Origin of the sequence: Rickettsia endosymbiont of Ixodes pacificus (assembly GCF_000965155.1) — a bacterium.
Taxonomy (GTDB): Bacteria; Pseudomonadota; Alphaproteobacteria; order Rickettsiales; family Rickettsiaceae; genus Rickettsia; species Rickettsia tamurae.
Window position 1 is genome coordinate 248,317 of record NZ_LAOP01000001.1, and the last position, 19,910, is coordinate 268,226.

The following is a 19,910-nucleotide window of genomic DNA, read 5'->3' on the forward strand; positions in this document are numbered from 1 at the left end:
TAGTAAATAGGTACAGTTAAATAAACTTTAGTACGTGTTCTACAGCCATACTGATATCTTTGAATTGCCCCGTAACTTTTCTTATTTCGTTCTTAATCTTAAACCAATAATGTTCTATAGGATTTAAGTCTGGGCTATATGTAGGTAAGAATAAAATTCTGCACCCAACCGACTCGATTAATTCTCTTATTATATTATTCTTATGGAAGTTGATATTATCCATAATTACTGTTTGTCCAGGATGTAATTCTTTAGTTAATATAGTCTCTACATAGGTTGTAAATATTTCTTTATTACAATTTCCTTCAAATATTACTGGCGCTATAATTTGATTATTACGAAGCCCCGCTATCATACTGATCCTGGATTTATGTTGATACACTTTGTTTCCATAACATCTAGTACCTTTTATACTCCATCCATATTCTCTACAAGCATTATCTTCTATTCCTGACTCATCAATGAATACTAGAGTTTCTTTAGAAATTTGCTGTATCTTTTCTATAAATTCATTCCTTAAACCAATATCCCTTCTGGGATGAAGATGACTTTTTTTTATAAGTGTACCCTAGTAGTTTTCTATAGTAATTTATTCTAGTTCTTTGTAATCTATTACCTAGTATAATACTTAATTCTTTAGCTGTTTTATCATGATTATTGATAATTAATTCTTCAAATTCTTTGAGATTTATTTTTGCATTATAACCCTTTGCTGGACCATAAGGTTTTGCTTTTATATCTCCTGTTTCCCATTTAAGAGTTTTCCATCTATATATAGTGTTACGACCTATATTGAATATTTTACATGCTTTAACAATTGAGAGCCCATCATCTAGAGCTTTGAATAGTTTCATTCTTAAATCGTAACTGTAACTGCTTGCCATAATTTATTTATTATCATTTATAACATATATATTAGCATAGTATGTACCTATTTACTATGGTCTAGCTATACAAAAAAAATATAAGGCTAACTATAATCCAAATTGAACAATTAATTATTGTACTTACAGCACGTGCTTTAGTAACTTCTATATATTCATTCTTATAACTAATTCTCTTTTCTTCTAGCTCTTTTGGAGGCAACCCTTTAATTGTTCATATAAATCCTTATCATATGATTTTAGCTTTAAATATTGCTCATTAGTACTATAATTTTATAAGTTCCTCTTTATTAGTATATTCCGGCAGAAATAATGTAATGAATGCATTAAATATAATAGAGAGCGTTATCAATAAAACTATAGTAGTAACAAAACAAACTACCATACTATAAATATAAACATAATTTTTTAGTTTTTATAATTATTTACAATTAAGAGAATAAAAGTCAAAAAAAGAAAAGCAATAATTAAATTACAAAAGTTTATGAAATCTCGAATGCAAGGTTCGAATTTTCATGATATATTTTTTTAATTTAACTTTTTTGAAATGAACCTATTAACAGAATCACAATAGCATAATACGTATATATTCTGAATAAATGAAAAGTAATTAAACGAGTATATTACCTATACTCGTAATCTTTGTGTAGTTTACTAGCAAGTGCCTGCTCCCATTTGTCGCCGTTTTGCAGTAATCTTTCTTTATCGTAAATAAGTGCGGTATGAGTTAGACTTGCAAACTCAAAATTAGGTCCTTCAACTATCGCATCTACAGGACAAGCTTCTTGACACAACCCGCAATAAATACATTTTGTCATATCGATATCATAACGAGTAGTACGTCTACTGCCGTCATCTCGTTCGTCCGCTTCAATCACTATCGCTTGTGCCGGACAAATCGCCTCACAGAGCTTACAAGCAATACAACGCTCTTCGCCGTTTTCATAGCGACGCAGTGCATGCTCACCCTTAAATCTAGGGCTAACAGGACTTTTTTCATAAGGATAATTTATGGTAACTTTGGGCTTAAAGAAATACTTTAAAGTCAAAGCCATCCCTCGTACTATCTCATATAGAAAAAACGATTTTAAATAGTTTATCATAATATTAAAAAAATACCTGTCATCCCGTGGCTTGACCACGGGATCTAGTAAAACAATTTATAGTGCTTTTAATTCGTATATTTTTTCTGGATCCCGTAGGTCAAGCCACGGGATGACAATGGAGAGCAATGATACTCTCCCCCTCTAAATACTCGGTAAATTATCGGTATACATAAGCACGCTTGACACTAACACCACCCAAAATAAAGTTAGAGGTAAAAATACTTTCCAGCCAAGTCGCATTAATTGATCATAACGATATCTTGGTAAGGTCGCTCTAATCCATAAAAAGCAGAACAATAAGAATCCGACCTTAAATACAAACCAAAAGAACCCCGGAATACAATCTAACCACGATATATTAAAGGGCGGCAAGTAACCTCCTAAAAAGAAAGTCGTAGTCATTGCACTAACTAATATCATATTAGCATATTCCCCTAGGAAAAATAAAGCAAATCCCATAGAGGAATATTCAACATTATAGCCGGCGACTAGCTCCGATTCTGCTTCAGGTAAATCAAAAGGTAATCTATTTGTTTCAGCAAGCACTGAGATAAAAAACACGACGCCCATAGGTAGTAGCATTAAATCAATCCACCACTGCATTGTTCTTTGTGCTTCAATGATCCCACTTAAATTGAGAGTACCGGTAGTAAGTAGCACGGTAATAATAACCAGCCCCATCGACACTTCATAAGAAATCATTTGAGCAGATGAGCGTATAGCACCAAGGAATGCATATTTTGAGTTACTAGCCCAACCGGCAATAATAATGCCGTAAACGCTTAATGAAGATATAGCAAGGATATATAAAACACCGACATTAATATCTGCAAGAACTACGCCCTTTGCAAAAGGTATAACTGCCCAGCCGATTAAACTTAATATAAAAGTTATCATCGGTGCTAAAATAAATAATATTTTATCGGAATTGGTTGGAATGATCGGCTCTTTGAATAAGAGCTTAACCGCATCGGCAATAGGCTGAAGTAATCCAAACGGACCGACAACGTTAGGTCCTCGTCGGAGCTGCATTAATCCAATAACACGACGCTCTGCATATGTTAAATACGCAACGCACAATATTAAAGGGATAGTGATTGCAACTACCTTTAGAGCGATGATAATTAACGGAAAAATATATTCAAAAAAGAGTTCTGTCATGAGAGTACCTCGGTGTCATACCGTGGCTTGACCACGGTATCCAGTAGTACAATACACGCTATATCAACATTTTTACTGGATACCGTGGTCAAGCCACGGTATGACATTATTGTCATGTTGCCTCCTCGTCTCTTGCTTCCTTAGCCTCAACGCACTTAGCCATAGTGACTGAGTTTTTACTAATTATGTCTGTCATATAATAATTAATAGGTTCCGCAGTTATAGGCTCTTTTGATAACTTATCTTTAGAGCTAAATTTAGTAAATTTATTCTCTGTAATTTTATCAATACTAGCAAATATCTTATATTCTTTAGCAAGCTTGGCTCTTACTTCTTGCAAATTATCCATTCCGATATCTATTTTTAGAGAACTGGCAAACTCTTTAATAATTTCTATATCTTCTTTAGCTATTCCTACAGGCGATACTGCTTTTTCTGCTATTTGCGGTCTTCCTTCTAAATTAACATAAATTCCGCTCTGCTCGGTATAAGCAGCCGCAGGTAAAATTACGTCAGCACTCGCAGCACCTGAATCCCCGTGATGTCCTTGATATATTATAAAAGCCGATTTCAGCTTATCAAACGGGACTTCATCAGCTCCAAGCAGGTAAGCAAGTTCCAACTCTTCGAGCTTAATAGGAGTATTAAAACCGATATCAAGACCGCCAACTATAGAAGCGTGATTATGCAATATATTAAAGCCTTTCCAATCATCACGCATAATATTATATTCAGCCACTATCTTATAAATAAGCGACAATATAGCATATCCGTCATCTCTTGCATATACGCCGTCACCTAGTATAATCATCGGATATTTTGCTGCTTTAAAGGCTTTTGCAAATTCATGTTTACCGCTAGCTAACTCCTCAATTATTTTAGGGTTGCTTCCTAAATCCTGAATTCTATAAGTTTGATTATGTCCTTCGCCTATTTTTGCTATTTTTAATGAGTCGGCACGTACTCGCATGCCTATTCTGCTATTTAATATAGGTGCTATTTGTCTTGGATTCGCTCCGATTAGTAAACATAAATCAGCTTTTTCTACGCCGGCAATAGTTGTATTAAATAAATAGTTTCCTCGCTCGCTTGTATCTATTTTATAGTTAAACTGATTAACACTATAGTTATTAGAGCCAAGCTTTTGCAGTAATGCTTTTAGCATAAACATTGCTTCGACAGAAGCAAGAGAGCCGGCAATAGCGGCAATTTTCTCAGGTTTTACGGATTTAATTTTATCCGCTATAATTTTTAAAGCTTCACTCCAGCTAACTTCTACTAACTTACCGTTTTTTCTGATATAAGGGCGATCTAAACGCTGATATTTCAAACCGTCATAACTAAAGCGATTTTTATCCGAAAGCCACTCCTCATTTATTTCTTCATTAACACGAGGTAATATTCTCATTACCTCATCGCCTCTGCTATCAATGCGAATATTAGAGCCTTCAGCATCATGCACTCCAATACTAGCGGTATGTTTTAGTTCCCATTTACGGGCTTTAAAAGCATAAGGTTTGGAATTTAAAGCACCGACCGGACAAATATCTATCATATTACCGGAAATTTCAGAGTCTAAAGTTTGCTCTAAATATGAAGTTACCTCCATATGCTCGCCTCGATGAATAGCTCCCATTTCTTCTATTCCCGCTATGTCACTCGCAAATCTAATGCATCTAGTGCATTGTATACATCTAGTCATTGCTGTTTTAATCAGCGGCCCCATATATTTATCTTTAATAGATCTCTTATTTTCATGAAATCTATTAGTACCTTTGCCGTATCTAAAAGCCTGATCTTGCAGGTCGCACTCCCCACCTTGGTCACAAATAGGGCAATCTAGAGGATGGTTAATAAGTAAAAACTCCATCACCCCTTCACGTGCTTTTTTTACCATAGGCGTATCGGTATGAATAATCATACCGTTACCGGCAGGCATTGCACAAGAAGCTATAGGCTTTGGTGATTTTTCCATTTCAACCAAGCACATACGGCAATTACCGGCGATTTTTAGACGCTCATGATAACAAAAATGAGGAATTTCTTTACCTGCTTGTGTACAGGCTTGATAAACGGTGCTGCCTTCTGATACTTCTATTTCAGAACCGTCTATAGTAAGTTTTATCATCTTTTATTTTATCCAATAAGTCATAGGGTTCGGATAAGCTTGATCCTCTATCATATATTTAAAACCGATAGCAACACGAAGTATATACCAAACAGCGAGTGCAAAATACAATACTACTCCAATAATGATAAACGTAAATATGAAACATACAATCCACCCAAGAACTCCAAGACAAAAAGTACGAAATAAAAACACGTAATGACTAGTAGCAAAGTTATCACCTTTATCTTTATTGAGATATACAAAAAATACTCCAATTAACGGTAATATCGGTGCTACTATCCCGCATAGATATAATATATATACCACTATTAAATTTTTCTTACCACTCTCGGTATATTCTTTAAGATGCTTGTCCATATTTTTACCTCTTTATGTCGTTCCCGTGTGGCGTTGTTGCATGGATATCTGAGTCGTCATTGCGAGCAGTCGTAGACTGCGTGGCAATCTCATGAAATAAAACAAACTCCCGAGATTGCTTCGTCAATTGCTACGCAATTTCCTCGCAATGACGATACCAGTAAACTACCCCTTCAAACTCTCTACCACAAAATGCATAATACTGCCGTGATTTATATAATTTATCTCATTATCCGTAAATATTTGCAATATTAAATCGATTGTTCTTATTTCACCGGTTTGTTTTTTTATCACGCATTTAACAGGATTATAAGGTCTTATATTCTCGCTTAAGCCTATAATGTCAATAGTTTCTGAACCGTCTAACTTTAAATCTAATCTTGTATTATTGTCGGTAAAAGTTAGCGGTAAAATACCCATACCTACTAAATTTGAGCGATGTATTCGTTCAAAGCTCTCGGCAATCACTGCCTTTACACCAAGCAACCCAGGTCCTTTTGCTGCCCAGTCTCTAGATGAGCCGCTACCATATTCTTTACCTGCAAAAATCACTACCGGTACATCATGAGCTTTGTAGTCCATAGCTGCATCGTAGATAGTTTGCTGCGTGCCGCTTAATTGATTTATAGTAAAACCGCCTTCTACACCTTTACACATCTCATTTTTTATACGGATATTAGCAAATGTGCCACGCATCATCACTTTATGATTTCCTCTACGTGATCCGTAAGAGTTGAAATCTAGAGGCTCTATATGATGGTCCGTTAAATATTTAGCAGCAGGGCTGGTTTTACTAATACTGCCTGCCGGCGAAATATGATCGGTAGTAATAGAATCGCCGAAAATTGCTAGAATTTTTGCAGATTTTATATCTTTTATACTATTCTCGCTGCCTATATCCTCAAAATAAGGCGGATTATTAATATAGGTACTATTCTTATCCCAATTATAATTAGAGCTAGTAGTAACCTGTAAATCTTTCCACTCTTTTGTTCCGCTAAATATATCAGAATATTTTTCTATAAACATAGAGGAATTAATTGAATTTGCAATAACTTCATCTATCTCTTCTTTGCTTGGCCAAATATCTTTTAAATAAATATTTTCTCCTATAGGCATATTTGTTAGATCTATATTAAGAGTGCCACTAAGTGCATATGCTACGACTAAAATAGGCGAACCGAGATAGCTTGCTTTAGTAAGTGGATTAATTCGCCCTTCAAAATTCCTATTACCAGATAAAACAGAAGCAACAACTAGCCCGTTTTTGTTAATAGTTTCCTCTATTTCTGGATTTAGAGGTCCGGAATTACCGATGCAAGTAGTGCAGCCGTAACCTACTAGATTAAACCCTAATTCATCTAAATATTTATCAAGACCTCTAAGATTCAAATATTCCGTTACGACTTTTGAACCAGGAGCAAGAGAAGTTTTAACCCAAGGCTTTACCTTTAACCCGTATTCTAGTGCTTTTTTAGCAAGAAGTGCTGCACCAATCATAACCGAAGGATTAGAAGTATTAGTACAGCTAGTAATTGCTGCAATTACCACATCGCCGTTACCGATTTCGTAATTCTGATTTGCTACGGCATATTTTTTATCAATGTCTTTATTTTCTAAAGCAAAATTCGATAATTCATGTTTAAAATTACTTGCTACATCGTTTAAGTTTACTCGATCTTGCGGACGTTTTGGACCGGCAAGTGAACTATGTACCGTGGATAAATCTAGCTCTAAAACCTCAGTATATTCTGCCTCATGCTCAAAATCATACCAAAGATTCTGCTCGGTTGCGTATTTCTCTACTAATTTGATTTGCGTTTTTTCTCTACCTGTTAGCTCTAGATATTTTATAGTTTCTTGATCAATCGGGAAAAAGCCGCAAGTAGCACCGTATTCAGGCGACATATTAGAAATGGTAGCACGATCGGCAATCGTTAGATTTTTTAGCCCCTCACCGAAAAACTCAACAAATTTACCTACTACTCTCTTTTTACGTAGCATTTCAGTAACGGTTAAAACTAAATCGGTTGCGGTAGCTATACCTATTAATTTTCCTGTTAGTTTTACACCGATTACTTCCGGTAGAATCATAGTAAGAGGTTGTCCAAGCATTGCAGCTTCCGCCTCTATTCCGCCGACTCCCCAACCAAGCACCGATAATCCGTTTACCATAGTTGTATGGCTATCCGTTCCAACTAAACTATCAGGATAAGCAAGCCCGTCCTTATGCCACACGACTTTTGCTAAATATTCTAAATTTACTTGATGGCAAATACCCGTACCTGGCGGCACTACTTTAAAATTATTAAATGCTTGCTGCCCCCATTTAAGAAATGCATAACGCTCTATATTACGTTTCATTTCCATTTGAACATTTTTATCGAATGAATCCTTAGCTGCGTAAGAATCAACGCTTACGGAATGGTCTATTACCAAATCAACAGGAATAAGCGGATTAATTTTTAACGGATCGCCCCCTATTTTCTTCATCGCATCACGCATAGCAGCCAAGTCCACAATAGCAGGCACACCAGTAAAATCCTGCATCAAAACTCTTGCCGGCATAAAATCTATTTCCGCATTAGATTTTTTAGTTTTTAGCCATTCTTTAAATACAAGTAAGTTTTGCTTTGAACCATTAGAACGTAATACATTCTCAAATAACACTCTTAAACTATATGGAAGCTTTTTTAAGGGAAGTTCGATATCGCTTGCCGCTTTATTTATATCATAAATTTTGTATGAAGTATTATCGACTGATAATTCTTTAAGATATTCTGAATTATGCACTTTTGACATTTGTTTCTCACTTGATTATGTGGAATGAACATCGTCATTGCGAGCATCCGTAGGCTGCGTGGCAATCTCGTCAAATATCCTGAGATTGCTTCGTCGAATTACTATGTAATTCTCCTCGCAATGACATAAAAATAACCTTATCCCAAAACGTAGATTTTTCAAACAAATTAATGTTGATCTGATAAAGGTTTTTGAAGTTCTAGAAGCTTAGTTGCTATTTCTGCTTCACTTAAATTCGTAACGTTAATAGCCGTTTCCGTAGCTATATTAATATAATTTGCCGTTACTTCGGTTACACCGCCGGAAATAAGATAAGTGTTTTCAGATTTATGCATATCATCTATATAAACCTGCACTAAACCGGCTTTTAAATTAACAATCATCGGAGCGTGACCCGGCAGCACTCCAAACATACCCTCCTCACCCGGCATTGTTACCATTTTAGCTTGCTTTTCAAATGCAATACTTAAAGGAGTAATTATTTTGACTAGAATTGTTTCGTTCATATTTTGGTTTATCCTTAATGTCACCCCGTGGCTTGACCACGGGGTCCAGAAAAACGACTTGCTATATTACTACTTTCACTGGATCCCGTGGTCAAGCCACGGGGTGACAATGTCTACATCTTCAACGTCTTTGCTTTCTCAATAGCCTCGTCCATAGTTCCGACCATATAAAAAGCAGCTTCCGGTAAATCATCGTATTTACCCTCTACAAGTCCTTTAAAGCCTGCAATAGTATCAGCTAAGTTAACAAATTTGCCTTCAGCTCCGGTAAATACTTCGGCGACATGGAAAGGCTGCGATAAGAAACGCTGTATTTTTCTAGCACGCGATACGGTTAGTTTATCTTCTTCGGATAGCTCATCCATACCTAAAATAGCGATGATATCCTGCAACGATTTATAAGTTTGTAAAACTTGCTGCACTTGTCTTGCTACACTATAATGTTCTTCACCAACAATCATCGGATCAAGTACCTGAGAATTACTATCTAACGGGTCAACTGCCGGATAAATTCCAAGCTCGGCTATCTGACGGCTAAGTACTGTTGTAGCATCTAAATGTGCGAAAGAAGTAGCAGGAGCAGGATCGGTTAAATCATCTGCCGGTACATATATAGCCTGCACGGAAGTTATTGAGCCGTGCTTAGTAGAGGTGATACGCTCCTGTAGCTCTCCCATATCAGTAGCAAGAGTAGGCTGATACCCTACCGCTGACGGAATTCTACCAAGCAACGCCGATACTTCAGAACCTGCTTGAGTAAAACGGAAAATATTATCTACAAAGAATAAAACATCTTGCCCCTCATTCATATCTCTAAAACTTTCTGCAATGGTCAGGCCGCTTAACGCAACTCTTGCTCTTGCTCCAGGCGGCTCGTTCATTTGCCCGTAAACTAAAGCTACTTTTGACTTTTCAAGCTCTTCAAGGTTAATAACACCCGAGTCAATCATTTCATGGTAAAGATCATTACCTTCTCTAGTTCTCTCACCGACTCCTGCAAATACCGTATAACCGCCGTGGGCCTTAGCTACGTTATTAATAAGCTCCATAATTAACACGGTTTTACCGACTCCTGCACCACCGAATAGTCCTATTTTACCGCCTTTAGTATAAGGAGCAAGTAAATCAACAACTTTAATACCGGTTACTAATATATTACGCTCGGTTGACTGATTGGTAAAATCAGGAGCAGGCTTATATATAGAAGAAATATTTGAGCTTTTAATGTCTCCTTTACCGTCAATTGGCTCACCTACAACATTCATAATACGCCCAAGCGTCTCAGTACCTACAGGAATACGAATAGGACTGTTTGTATCTATTACTTCTACGCCCCGCACTAATCCTTCAGTAGAATCCATAGCAATACAACGCACCGTATCATCGCCTATATGTTGTGCTACTTCCAGTACTATCCTTTGTTTATCGTTATAGCACTCTAGAGCATTTAAAATTTCCGGTAACTCACCGTTATTCGTAAATTTTACATCCACCACCGCTGAAATAATCTGAGTAATTTTACCGATATTTTTTGTCATAATTTTTTCTTTTGTTATAATTTGTCATCCCGTGGCTTGATTGCGGGATCCAGGCTTCTCTTTACTTTTTAATGGATCCCGTGGTCCAAGCCACGGGAGGATGACACAGCCTTATACCTAAACCGCCTCAGAACCAGCTATAATCTCTATCAACTCCGTAGTAATAATAGCCTGTCTTGATCTATTCAACTTTAAAACTAACTTGCTTATTAAATCATTAGCATTATTTGTTGCATTTTCCATAACGGTCATTCTAGCTCCCTCCTCACTTGCTCTACTTTGTAGTAAAGCATAATTTATTTGGGAATTCACATATAAATTAATTAGATTAGAAATTAGATTCTCCCCCTCATATTCATAATGATCATTTTCTACTGCAGAATCATCTTGATATTTTTCTACCGGTAAAATCTGCTGCTTAGTCATAATTTGAGTCATTGCGTTCTTAAATTTATTAAAATATATAACACAATTACTAACTTCTAGATTTTCTACTGCCGACATAATTTTTTGTTTTACTTGTAGCATCAGATTTTCATCATGAATTTTGGGTAACTCAAAATAACTATCAATATAATTTACATAGTGCCTTTTTAGTGCTTCGTAACCTTTTTTTCCAATAATGATAAGTTTTATTTGTTCGCCTTTATTTTCTAACTCTTTAATATCATTCTTAACTTGTTTAATTATACTGTAATTAAACGTTCCGCATAAACCACGCTGTGATGTCATAACTATCAATAAATTTGCTTTATTCGGCACGGTATTAAAAAATTTCTGCTCTTCTATAGATAACTCATACATATCAATTGATAATATAGCAGACATCATTTTACTAATAGCCTCAATATAAAAATTTGAATTGGCTATTTGACTTTTTATTTTTGCCATTTTAGAAGCTGATACTAGTTGCATTGCTTTAGTAATCTTTTGTGTAGATTTAATGCTTTTAATTCTAGTTCTTAACTGCTTTAAATTTAACATAATAGTTTTTTGGTTTTTCCATTGTCACCCCGTGGCTTGACCACGGGGTCCAGTATTTTTAACTTATTTTACTGGATGCCGTGATCAAGTCACGGCATGACACAGTAGGCTTTTACGAAATTTTCTAAAAATGCTTTTAGTTTTTGCTCGGTTTCTTCGGTTATACGTTGCTCGTTTTTTATTGATTCCAAAATATCTTTTTTATTTAACCTTATCTCCGTAAGCATTTTATCTTCAAATTCTTTTACTTTCTGAAGCGGTACATCATTTAAATATTTCTTAGTCCCGACATAAATACTTACTATTTGTTCTTCTACCGGAAAAGGATGATATTGAGCTTGTTTTAATATCTCAACTAATCTTTTACCGTGATCGATTTGTGCTTTAGTGGCAGGGTCTAGATCTGATCCAAATTGCAAGAAAGACTCAAGCTCTCTAAATTGAGCAAGTTCTAGCTTTACCGAACCTGCTACCTGCTTCATAGCCTTTATTTGTGCCGCAGAACCAACACGGCTTACCGAAATGCCGACATTAACGGCAGGTCTTACGCCTTTATAAAATAGCTCGCTTTCTAAGAAAATTTGACCGTCGGTAATTGAAATAACATTTGTTGGGATATATGCGGATACGTCACCTGCTTGCGTCTCAATTATAGGAAGAGCAGTAAGTGAACCGCTGCCTTTTTCCTCTGACATTTTAGCAGCTCGCTCAAGCAATCTTGAATGCAGGTAGAACACGTCACCGGGATACGCTTCTCGCCCGGGAGGTCTTCTAAGTAATAATGAGATTTGTCTATATGCAACGGCATGCTTACTTAAATCATCATAAATAATAAGTGCGTGCATGCCGTTATCACGAAAATATTCACCCATGCTACAGGCAGAATAAGGGGCAATGAATTGAAGAACCGCAGCTTCTGATGCAGTAGCCGAAACAACGATTGTATAGTCCATGGCTCCGGCATCTTCTAATTTCTTTACTATCTGTGCAACACTTGATCTTTTCTGCCCAATAGCTACATAAATACAATAAATTTTATCACTTTCATTAGTAAGTGAATGGGCTTGTTTTTGATTGATAATAGTATCGACGGCTATAGCTGTTTTTCCGGTTTGCCTATCACCGATTATTAACTCTCTTTGCCCTCTACCTATTGGGATTAACGAATCTATAGCCTTTATTCCGGTTTGTACGGGTTCGCTTACGCTCGTTCTTTCTATTATTCCCGGAGCCTTCATCTCGATATGTCTGTACTCTTTACTTGCAATATCGCCTTTGCCGTCAATAGGATTACCTAGAGCATCAACAACACGACCAAGCAAAGCTTTTCCTACCGGTACTTCTAAAACTTCTTTAGTTCTTTTGACATTATCGCCTTGCTGTACTTGGTTATCATCCCCCATAATTACAGCACCGACGCTATCATTCTCCAAATTTAAAACAAGACCCTTAACACCGGATTTAAATTCTACCACTTCACCAGATTTTACATTAGCAAGACCGTAAATTTTGGCTATACCGTCACCGACGGTTATTACCTGCCCTATTTCCTCAAACTCACTTAAGCAATTAATATTAGCTATTTCCTTTTGTAATATTTCAGCTACTTCAATAGGCTTTAGTTTCATGTGGTTTACGTCTCCTAATTTTCTTGTCATTGCGAACGAGCATTACCCATGTGGATACTAAGTCGTCATTGCGAGCAGCCGTAGGCTGCGTGGCAATCTCATAAAATATCCTGAGATTGCTTCGTCAATTACTTCGTAATTTCCTCGCAATGACTATATAAATATCTATGCAGCAATATTAACTTTCTTTAAAGCTTTCGTTATTTTCTCTAAACTACCTTTTATTGAGTAATCTTGCAACATACTATCATATTTAATTACAATACCGCCAATAATAGTACTATCTATATCAAATAATATTTCTATTTTTTGATTTAATTCTTTTTCTATACGAGATTTAATCCACTCCTGCTCTTTAGGTTGTAACTTATTTGCAGAAATAACCTGAACTATCTTTATATTTTTACTTTCATATAGTAAAGTATTATAAGCATCTACTATATTAGATAAAATAGCAGTACGAGAATTTTTTACCAATAACAATAAAAAATTTTGTACTATTGTGCTAATTTTGATATTTTTTGCTAACGAATTGACTGCGTTAATTTTGTCGTTCTTATTTACTATAGGAGAAAATAGGAACTCTCTAATATCAAAATTATCGGTAATTATAAGGTTTATAGAAGTAATTTCTTCAAAGATCTTATCTTGTATATTATCAACCATAGCGTTATTAAATAACGCTACTGCATAATTCTCGATTAAATCACCTTTGTTCATTTTTTTAATTATATTTAAATATGTATTGCTCTATCATAAGCGGCGAGCACTGATTCATGCATCATTTCCGATAAAGTCGGATGTGGGAAGATAGTGTTAATTAAATCCAATTCCGTTCCTTCTAAATTTTTTGAAACCACATATCCTTGTATTAATTCCGTAACTTCCGAACCTATCATATGAGCTCCGAGCAACTCACCCGTCTTAACATCAAATATAGTTTTAATTAAGCCATCACTATCACCGCTTACTAAAGCCTTACCGTTAGCTATAAAAGGAAATCTGCCTATTTTAAGCTCATAACCTAAGGTTTTTGCTGCTTCTTCAGTCAAACCGACGCTTGCTATTTGCGGCGAAGAATAAGTGCAACCGGGAATATTATGTTTATTAATAGCATGCGGTTTTAAGCCCGCTATGCTTTCCGCTGCAATAATACCTTCATGGCTTGCTTTATGAGCTAAACAAGGCACTCCTGCTACATCGCCTATAGCATAAATTCCTGATTCCGTAGTTTGCATTAACCCGTTAGTAGTTATATAGCCGTTTTCTACTTTAATTTTTGTTTTCTCAAGACCTAAATTTTCCGTATTAGCTGTAATACCTACTGCCATAAGTAAAATTTCAGCTTGTAATTTTTGTGTTTTACCTGCTAACTCTAACTCAACTTCTATCGTATCTTTTGTTTTTGTTTGCTTAATTAACTTAGCATTTGTAATAATTTTTATACCTTTCTTCTCAAAGCTCTTATGAGCGATTTCGGCAATTTCCGTATCTTCAGCCGGCAATATTCTATTATGTGCCTCAATTACGGTAACATCCACACCGATACTATTATAAAATGAAGCGAATTCTATACCTATTGCACCTGAGCCGACAATAATAATAGATTTCGGCACATGCTGTGGTATCATAGCTTCCTTAGACGTCCAAATTTGTTTACCGTCAGGCTCAAAGCCTTTTAAAACCCTAGATCTTGCTCCGGTAGCTATAATAATATTTTCTGCTTTTACTGTAGGTTTATCATTTATATTTATTACCTTATTTCCTGCAAGACTTGCTACTCCGTCTACCACGGTAACTTTGTTTTTTTTCAGTAGTAACTTAACACCGCCTGCAAGCTTATTTGAAATCTTTCTTGAGTGTTCGACTATTTTCTTAATGTTGATTTCAGCACCTTTAGCATCAATTCCATAATCTTTAGCATGTTTTATATATTCAAAAACCTCAGCAGATTTAAGCAGGGATTTAGTCGGTATACATCCCCAATTAAGGCACACCCCTCCTAAATGTTCTTTTTCTATTAATATAACTTTTTTCTTTAATTGTGCTGCTCTAATTGCTGCAACATATCCACCTGGACCACCGCCTATAACGACTACATTGTATTGTTCCATTTTATTTTTATTTTGTTTGTTATGAGCATTAACGTCATTGCGAGGAGATGCGTAGCATCGACTCGGCAATCTCAGGAATCATACACTATCTCCTGAGATTGCCACGCTCCTTTCAGTTGCTCGCAATGACGAAGGAAATGACACTAGAGTATACTACTCTTCAGCATCCATCTGTTTTTTTCATGCACTTTAATTCGTCCAATAATCATATCGGCTGTACCCTCATCGCCCTCTGCTTGTGCTACTTTGAGTCCCTTATATAATGTATCTCTAATAATATCTTGATCTTTTGTTAGACTTTTAAGCATTTCATTTGCTGTTGCGTTTGGATTTGCCTCATCTACAGATGCAAGTTTTATTAAATCTGATAATGCGGGGACTTTAGCACCTAAACTTCTTATTCTTTCAGCAAGCTCATCTAAGCTTTCAGCTAAATCTTCATACTGCCCCTCAAATAATAAATGTAGACTTCTAAACTCTGCTCCTTCTACATTCCAATGATAATTTTGTGTTTTAAAATATAAAGCATAACTATCTGCTAAAATTTGTTCTAAAGTTTTTACTACTTGCATAATACCCTCAAATTTCTATGAACTTTTTGACTTTATAACATTTCTTTAGATACTTCAAGCAATATTGAAATTTATATAATTTCACCTAATTGCAATGATTATATATTAATTATTAATTTTTGTTAATAATTTCTTGACTATCAAATAAGTACTGCTTATCATGCACTTCAATTTTAAAAATCCAAAAAGAATAGCAAAATAGATACATCAATTAACTTCATTTTTAACCACTGTGGCAAGAATTACTACAGCAAGAGCAACAATTGGAGACCAAGAATATAATATGCTTCAAATAGGATATAACGGAGAAAATTATTATAAGATCCTACTACAAAAAATTTAATTGTATCGAATTGTCTTAAAAACAATATGGCAGCGATGGAGTGTAGCAAAGGAATTGAATTATTAAATAGCGATATCATGAACCTAATATTTAGAGGGTTTTTCAAAGTAAAGAAAGTGTTAACTATAGACGAGGCTATTATTACTGCAGTTAATGATAATGGAGATGATATACGAGATTATATATTTAAAAAACAAGGTGATAATACTTTTGTGTATGAGGAAGCATTGATGAAAATATGTCAAGAAAATTTTCGTTATTATTCTGATCCACAAAATTATACTAAAATTTTAAACCCTACTATTGAGTATATACTTAATACTGCAGCAACTAATAACCCTATTACTATAGGGTAAAGGATGCGAAATATTTGAGGTACTTAAAGGAAATAATTTGAATGGAATTTCTTCAGAAATAAAGGATTTAATAGCTAACCCGATATCTAGGCACTACTCAAGGTACTAGCACAATAGAAAACTTAGTAAACTACATAACAAAAGACTTACCTGAAATAGCAGCTAATACGATTAATAACACAATAACAAGCTCTACTGCCAAAATTTCTGAATCAATCTTTTCCAATAACACTGAAAGTTGGACTGAAACGGGAATAAATTTAATTAATAACACCGTAGCAAACCTTACTAATACTGATTTCAATACAACTTACAACTCTCAAGAAAATATGTTTGATGAGAGTGATAACGATAATTCCTTAGTTGCTCCATATATAAGCATTGGCACAGCTGTAGTTGCCTCCATAGCTGTTATAATAGGTGCAGGAATAACTTGGTATGTTAGAAATAAAAACGCAAAAAAAGCTAAATTAAAACAATATATTGATGAAATTGAAGCTGAAAAACTTGCTGCTGAAATTAATGAAGATGTTACTACTGAAAATAACACTCTACTTGATAATGATCATGCTGTGGTAGATATGACGGGAGTCTCCTATGAAGAAGAAGGTACTTTAGTATAGATAACTTAGAGTATTGCTTTTTAATCAACAACCAATAGCAAATTCACTGTTGGTTGTTCCTCGAAAATAAAAATTGGGATTTATTTCAATTCTTTTAGCTTTTCTTTCGCTGCTTCTTTAGAACGTCGTCCTGCATAAGAATCATAAGTTTTATTATCTTCAATGAAATGTATAAAGAAAACTGTTCTGTCATTTTTTTGTAGCCAACCTATAAACCATCCGATTTTACGATCCTTTAATTTTACAGTTCTATCTTGGCTAAGTTTATTACCGCTGCCTGTTTTACCGTAAAGCTTCCAACCGAAAATCTTCAATAAACAAAATATTTTTAGTCATTTCTTGGGCTTTAACACTTACAGGCAATTTATTCTCTGCTAGTTTTTGAAGAAAAGCTAATTGTTCTTCCGGTGAAATTTCTAAAGAACTAGAAAGCCCTGCATTAGTTAAACCGTTATTCTTTCCTTTATCTCCTGAAATATCACGATTACCATAATCAAATTTTGTTACATAATCACGGAATTTTTCAATACCTAATTCTTTGGTAATAACCTGAGAATACCAAACACAGCTAGTCTTCATCCAATCTTTAGGTGTTTGGGATTGTTTCCAACTTCAAGATAGTCAGCATATCCTTCTTTAAAAGGTAATTTTGGATGAGTTTCATCAATTAAAAACCCATAATCATAACCCATTAAACTTATAGCAATTTTAAATGTTGAGCATGGAGCATAACGAGACTCGCAATTATAACTAGACCATAGTAAATAGGTACATACTATGCTAATATATATGTTATAAATGATAATAAATAAATTATGGCAAGCAGTTACAGTTACGATTTAAGAATGAAACTATTCAAAGCTCTAGATGATGGGCTCTCAATTGTTAAAGCATGTAAAATATTCAATATAGGTCGTAACACTATATATAGATGGAAAACTCTTAAATGGGAAACAGGAGATATAAAAGCAAAACCTTATGGTCCAGCAAAGGGTTATAATGCAAAAATAAATCTCAAAGAATTTGAAGAATTAATTATCAATAATCATGATAAAACAGCTAAAGAATTAAGTATTATACTAGGTAATAGATTACAAAGAACTAGAATAAATTACTATAGAAAACTACTAGGGTACACTTATAAAAAAAAGTCATCTTCATCCCAGAAGGGATATTGGTTTAAGGAATGAATTTATAGAAAAGATACAGCAAATTTCTAAAGAAACTCTAGTATTCATTGATGAGTCAGGAATAGAAGATAATGCTTGTAGAGAATATGGATGGAGTATAAAAGGTACTAGATGTTATGGAAACAAAGTGTATCAACATAAATCCAGGATCAGTATGATAGCGGGGCTTCGTAATAATCAAATTATAGCGCCAGTAATATTTGAAGGAAATTGTAATAAAGTGTAAAACTCTACACGGGCTGTTGAAAAAATCAACAAGGTTGCAAATACTTTAATATTTTTTTATCTTTAATAGCAGTAGATAAAAAAACCAAAAAATAATTTTAAGTATCCGTTTAAAATTTTGTACTATCGCAATCATCAGTATTTGAATCTGTGTTTTCTGTACACTTCTAAATTTTGCTCCTCGTAAACCATGATTCTCCTTAGCTTCACCAAATAGACCTTCTATTTTCCACTTTCTCTCAATTAGTTTTTTCTTAAAATCAATTCTATTCTGTCTGACCTTTACCTCATCTATTTCATCCTGATAAGGATTACGATAAATAAATCGTCCTCTATTACTATAATTATCAGAAATACAACCTGATTTTAGAGAGCAATTTTTACAATGCCCTCCTGTAATACGATAACGTTTTATTTGTTTTTTATCTAATTTATCATACGGATAAAGATAATGTCCCTGTGGACACTTATATCTATCCTGTTCTCTATCATATTGAAATTCCCCCCTACTTATTTTTCCTTCACCAAGATTATCTACATGTAAAGGTATATAAGTTGTAATTCCAAGTAATTTAAAATATCCATAGGTTGGACCTCTACCATAACCTTTGTCTGCTATCCATTCTTTTACTCTAAAAGAAAAATTATTTAATATATTCCAAACTCTACTTGGAAGTACAATACACTCATGTTGTGATCCTGTACTTACATAACAATCTATTATAATACGTGAATCTGAATCAATTGAGTAGTGGGTCTTATAACATAGCTTTTTATAACCATTAGTTCTTGATACAAGACTACAATCAGGATCTGTCCTACTGACATGAGTTTGATTAGATATTTTCCTTACTTTTTTCCCTTCTCGGAAATCATGATAACGACGTTCATATTTTTTTAATTCTCTCTTTTGTGAATCACCTTGATCTTTTCTTAATATTAGGCTATTCATAGAGGCATTAGATTCAACTAAAGAGGCATCTGAAATAATTGTTTCTCCTTTTATAATATCTAGTTCATACCATTGCTTAATCAAGCTTATAAATATTTCTTGAAATAGTTCTACCCCAAATCTATCTCTTATCCTACTTAATGATGAATGATCCGGTACTTTATCCTCTAAACTTAAACCACAAAACCACCTATATGCTATATTTAACTGAATTTCTTTACATAATCGTCTATTTGACTTTATACCATATAAGTAACTTATTATTTGCATCCTAAAAAATAATACAGGATCAATTGATGGACGTCCGTAATTAGCACAATAACGATTCTTAGTTATTTCATAGATAAAAGAAAACTCTAATTCTTTAGCTTCATGAATCCTCACTAATAAATGATCATTAGGTATCATGTGCCTTAAGCTAAGGCTATTACATCTCAC

18 protein-coding genes and 3 pseudogenes are annotated in these 19,910 nt (G+C 34.6%); 3 read left to right on the forward strand and 18 right to left on the reverse strand.

What is annotated here, in order from left to right:
• Positions 1–16 precede the first annotated feature (16 nt).
• The 14 genes from REIP_RS08935 to REIP_RS01535 form a co-directional block, all read right to left on the reverse strand.
• Positions 17–884, reverse strand: a protein-coding gene (locus tag REIP_RS08935; RefSeq protein ID WP_156147374.1) for an IS630 family transposase whose coding sequence is annotated in 2 segments (ribosomal slippage) — positions 17–556 and positions 558–884 — 867 coding nt in all. Because the reading frame shifts where the segments join, the coding sequence is not laid out codon by codon here.
• Between the two features lie 623 nt (positions 885–1,507).
• Entirely contained in the window at positions 1,508–1,987 is a 480-nt protein-coding gene (gene nuoI / locus REIP_RS01480) for an NADH-quinone oxidoreductase subunit NuoI (protein ID WP_023507212.1), read from the reverse strand.
• A gap of 144 nt (positions 1,988–2,131) precedes the next feature.
• A complete protein-coding gene (nuoH, locus tag REIP_RS01485; RefSeq protein ID WP_008579380.1) occupies positions 2,132–3,151 on the reverse strand; it encodes an NADH-quinone oxidoreductase subunit NuoH in 1,020 nt (339 codons plus the stop codon).
• The gene (locus REIP_RS12085) at positions 3,148–3,267 is read right to left on the reverse strand and encodes a palindromic element RPE4 domain-containing protein (RefSeq protein WP_023507213.1); all 120 of its coding nucleotides are present in this window, start codon (positions 3,265–3,267) and stop codon (positions 3,148–3,150) included. The genes nuoH and REIP_RS12085 overlap by 4 nt, the downstream gene beginning before the upstream one ends.
• Entirely contained in the window at positions 3,264–5,279 is a 2,016-nt protein-coding gene (gene nuoG / locus REIP_RS01490; protein ID WP_045803634.1) for an NADH-quinone oxidoreductase subunit NuoG, read from the reverse strand. The genes REIP_RS12085 and nuoG overlap by 4 nt, the downstream gene beginning before the upstream one ends.
• 3 nt (positions 5,280–5,282) lie before the next feature.
• On the reverse strand, positions 5,283–5,639 hold the full coding sequence (locus tag REIP_RS01495; RefSeq protein WP_045803635.1) for a DUF4870 family protein: 357 nt from the start codon (positions 5,637–5,639) through the stop codon (positions 5,283–5,285).
• A 165-nt stretch (positions 5,640–5,804) separates the two neighbouring features.
• A complete protein-coding gene (gene acnA / locus REIP_RS01500; protein WP_045803636.1) occupies positions 5,805–8,441 on the reverse strand; it encodes an aconitate hydratase AcnA in 2,637 nt (878 codons plus the stop codon).
• Positions 8,442–8,608: 167 nt separating this feature from the next.
• Positions 8,609–8,947 (reverse strand): F0F1 ATP synthase subunit epsilon, encoded by a 339-nt coding sequence (locus REIP_RS01505; protein WP_008579384.1) that lies wholly within the window; start codon positions 8,945–8,947, stop codon positions 8,609–8,611.
• 113 nt (positions 8,948–9,060) lie between these two features.
• Complete coding sequence (atpD, locus tag REIP_RS01510) at positions 9,061–10,485, reverse strand: F0F1 ATP synthase subunit beta (RefSeq protein ID WP_045803637.1); 1,425 nt, start codon at positions 10,483–10,485, stop codon at positions 9,061–9,063.
• 117 nt (positions 10,486–10,602) lie between these two features.
• A complete protein-coding gene (atpG, locus tag REIP_RS01515; RefSeq protein WP_045803638.1) occupies positions 10,603–11,469 on the reverse strand; it encodes an ATP synthase F1 subunit gamma in 867 nt (288 codons plus the stop codon).
• A gap of 89 nt (positions 11,470–11,558) precedes the next feature.
• Entirely contained in the window at positions 11,559–13,097 is a 1,539-nt protein-coding gene (gene atpA, locus REIP_RS01520; protein ID WP_045803639.1) for a F0F1 ATP synthase subunit alpha, read from the reverse strand.
• 165 nt (positions 13,098–13,262) lie between these two features.
• The gene (atpH, locus tag REIP_RS01525) at positions 13,263–13,817 is read right to left on the reverse strand and encodes an ATP synthase F1 subunit delta (RefSeq protein WP_045803640.1); all 555 of its coding nucleotides are present in this window, start codon (positions 13,815–13,817) and stop codon (positions 13,263–13,265) included.
• Positions 13,818–13,831: 14 nt separating this feature from the next.
• Positions 13,832–15,211 (reverse strand): dihydrolipoyl dehydrogenase, encoded by a 1,380-nt coding sequence (gene lpdA / locus REIP_RS01530; RefSeq protein WP_045803641.1) that lies wholly within the window; start codon positions 15,209–15,211, stop codon positions 13,832–13,834.
• 143 nt (positions 15,212–15,354) lie between these two features.
• Positions 15,355–15,783 (reverse strand): Dps family protein, encoded by a 429-nt coding sequence (locus tag REIP_RS01535; RefSeq protein ID WP_045803642.1) that lies wholly within the window; start codon positions 15,781–15,783, stop codon positions 15,355–15,357.
• 369 nt (positions 15,784–16,152) lie between these two features.
• Between REIP_RS01535 and REIP_RS01545 the strand changes: the two genes are divergently transcribed.
• Positions 16,153–16,482: a hypothetical protein gene (locus tag REIP_RS01545; protein WP_231569158.1), complete on the forward strand. Its 330-nt coding sequence runs from the start codon at positions 16,153–16,155 to the stop codon at positions 16,480–16,482.
• Positions 16,483–16,811: 329 nt separating this feature from the next.
• Complete coding sequence (locus tag REIP_RS10640) at positions 16,812–17,105, forward strand: hypothetical protein (RefSeq protein ID WP_045803644.1); 294 nt, start codon at positions 16,812–16,814, stop codon at positions 17,103–17,105.
• Positions 17,106–17,185: 80 nt separating this feature from the next.
• Here REIP_RS10640 and REIP_RS13095 read toward each other — a convergent pair.
• The 3 genes and pseudogenes from REIP_RS13095 to REIP_RS13555 all read right to left on the reverse strand — a co-directional run bounded on the left by REIP_RS13095 (position 17,186) and on the right by REIP_RS13555 (position 17,944).
• Positions 17,186–17,441: pseudogene (locus REIP_RS13095) on the reverse strand (penicillin-binding transpeptidase domain-containing protein).
• A 42-nt stretch (positions 17,442–17,483) separates the two neighbouring features.
• Positions 17,484–17,684, reverse strand: a pseudogene (locus tag REIP_RS13550) (penicillin-binding transpeptidase domain-containing protein); the annotation flags it as partial.
• Positions 17,681–17,944, reverse strand: coding sequence for a penicillin-binding transpeptidase domain-containing protein (locus tag REIP_RS13555; RefSeq protein ID WP_410525695.1), 264 nt, complete (start codon positions 17,942–17,944; stop codon positions 17,681–17,683). The pseudogene REIP_RS13550 and the gene REIP_RS13555, both read right to left, overlap by 4 nt.
• Here REIP_RS13555 and REIP_RS08960 point away from each other — a divergent pair.
• A pseudogene (locus tag REIP_RS08960) lies at positions 17,921–18,515 on the forward strand (transposase); the annotation flags it as partial. The gene REIP_RS13555 and the pseudogene REIP_RS08960 overlap by 24 nt on opposite strands.
• A gap of 51 nt (positions 18,516–18,566) precedes the next feature.
• Here the strand turns inward: REIP_RS08960 and REIP_RS01565 are convergent.
• Entirely contained in the window at positions 18,567–19,880 is a 1,314-nt protein-coding gene (locus tag REIP_RS01565; protein WP_172686766.1) for a transposase, read from the reverse strand.
• Positions 19,881–19,910 lie beyond the last annotated feature (30 nt).

Coding starts and splice junctions, on each gene's coding strand:
- atpG (WP_045803638.1), bottom strand. CDS start 11,469: ATGTTAAATTTAAAGCAGTTAAGAACTAGAATTAAAAGCATTAAATCT.
- REIP_RS01545 (WP_231569158.1), top strand. CDS start 16,153: ATGGCAGCGATGGAGTGTAGCAAAGGAATTGAATTATTAAATAGCGAT.
- atpH (WP_045803640.1), bottom strand. CDS start 13,817: ATGAACAAAGGTGATTTAATCGAGAATTATGCAGTAGCGTTATTTAAT.
- REIP_RS01535 (WP_045803642.1), bottom strand. CDS start 15,783: ATGCAAGTAGTAAAAACTTTAGAACAAATTTTAGCAGATAGTTATGCT.
- REIP_RS10640 (WP_045803644.1), top strand. CDS start 16,812: ATGTTTGATGAGAGTGATAACGATAATTCCTTAGTTGCTCCATATATA.
- acnA (WP_045803636.1), bottom strand. CDS start 8,441: ATGTCAAAAGTGCATAATTCAGAATATCTTAAAGAATTATCAGTCGAT.
- REIP_RS01565 (WP_172686766.1), bottom strand. CDS start 19,880: ATGATACCTAATGATCATTTATTAGTGAGGATTCATGAAGCTAAAGAA.
- lpdA (WP_045803641.1), bottom strand. CDS start 15,211: ATGGAACAATACAATGTAGTCGTTATAGGCGGTGGTCCAGGTGGATAT.
- atpA (WP_045803639.1), bottom strand. CDS start 13,097: ATGAAACTAAAGCCTATTGAAGTAGCTGAAATATTACAAAAGGAAATA.
- REIP_RS01505 (WP_008579384.1), bottom strand. CDS start 8,947: ATGAACGAAACAATTCTAGTCAAAATAATTACTCCTTTAAGTATTGCA.
- REIP_RS01495 (WP_045803635.1), bottom strand. CDS start 5,639: ATGGACAAGCATCTTAAAGAATATACCGAGAGTGGTAAGAAAAATTTA.
- nuoI (WP_023507212.1), bottom strand. CDS start 1,987: ATGATAAACTATTTAAAATCGTTTTTTCTATATGAGATAGTACGAGGG.
- nuoG (WP_045803634.1), bottom strand. CDS start 5,279: ATGATAAAACTTACTATAGACGGTTCTGAAATAGAAGTATCAGAAGGC.
- REIP_RS12085 (WP_023507213.1), bottom strand. CDS start 3,267: ATGACAATAATGTCATACCGTGGCTTGACCACGGTATCCAGTAAAAAT.
- nuoH (WP_008579380.1), bottom strand. CDS start 3,151: ATGACAGAACTCTTTTTTGAATATATTTTTCCGTTAATTATCATCGCT.
- atpD (WP_045803637.1), bottom strand. CDS start 10,485: ATGACAAAAAATATCGGTAAAATTACTCAGATTATTTCAGCGGTGGTG.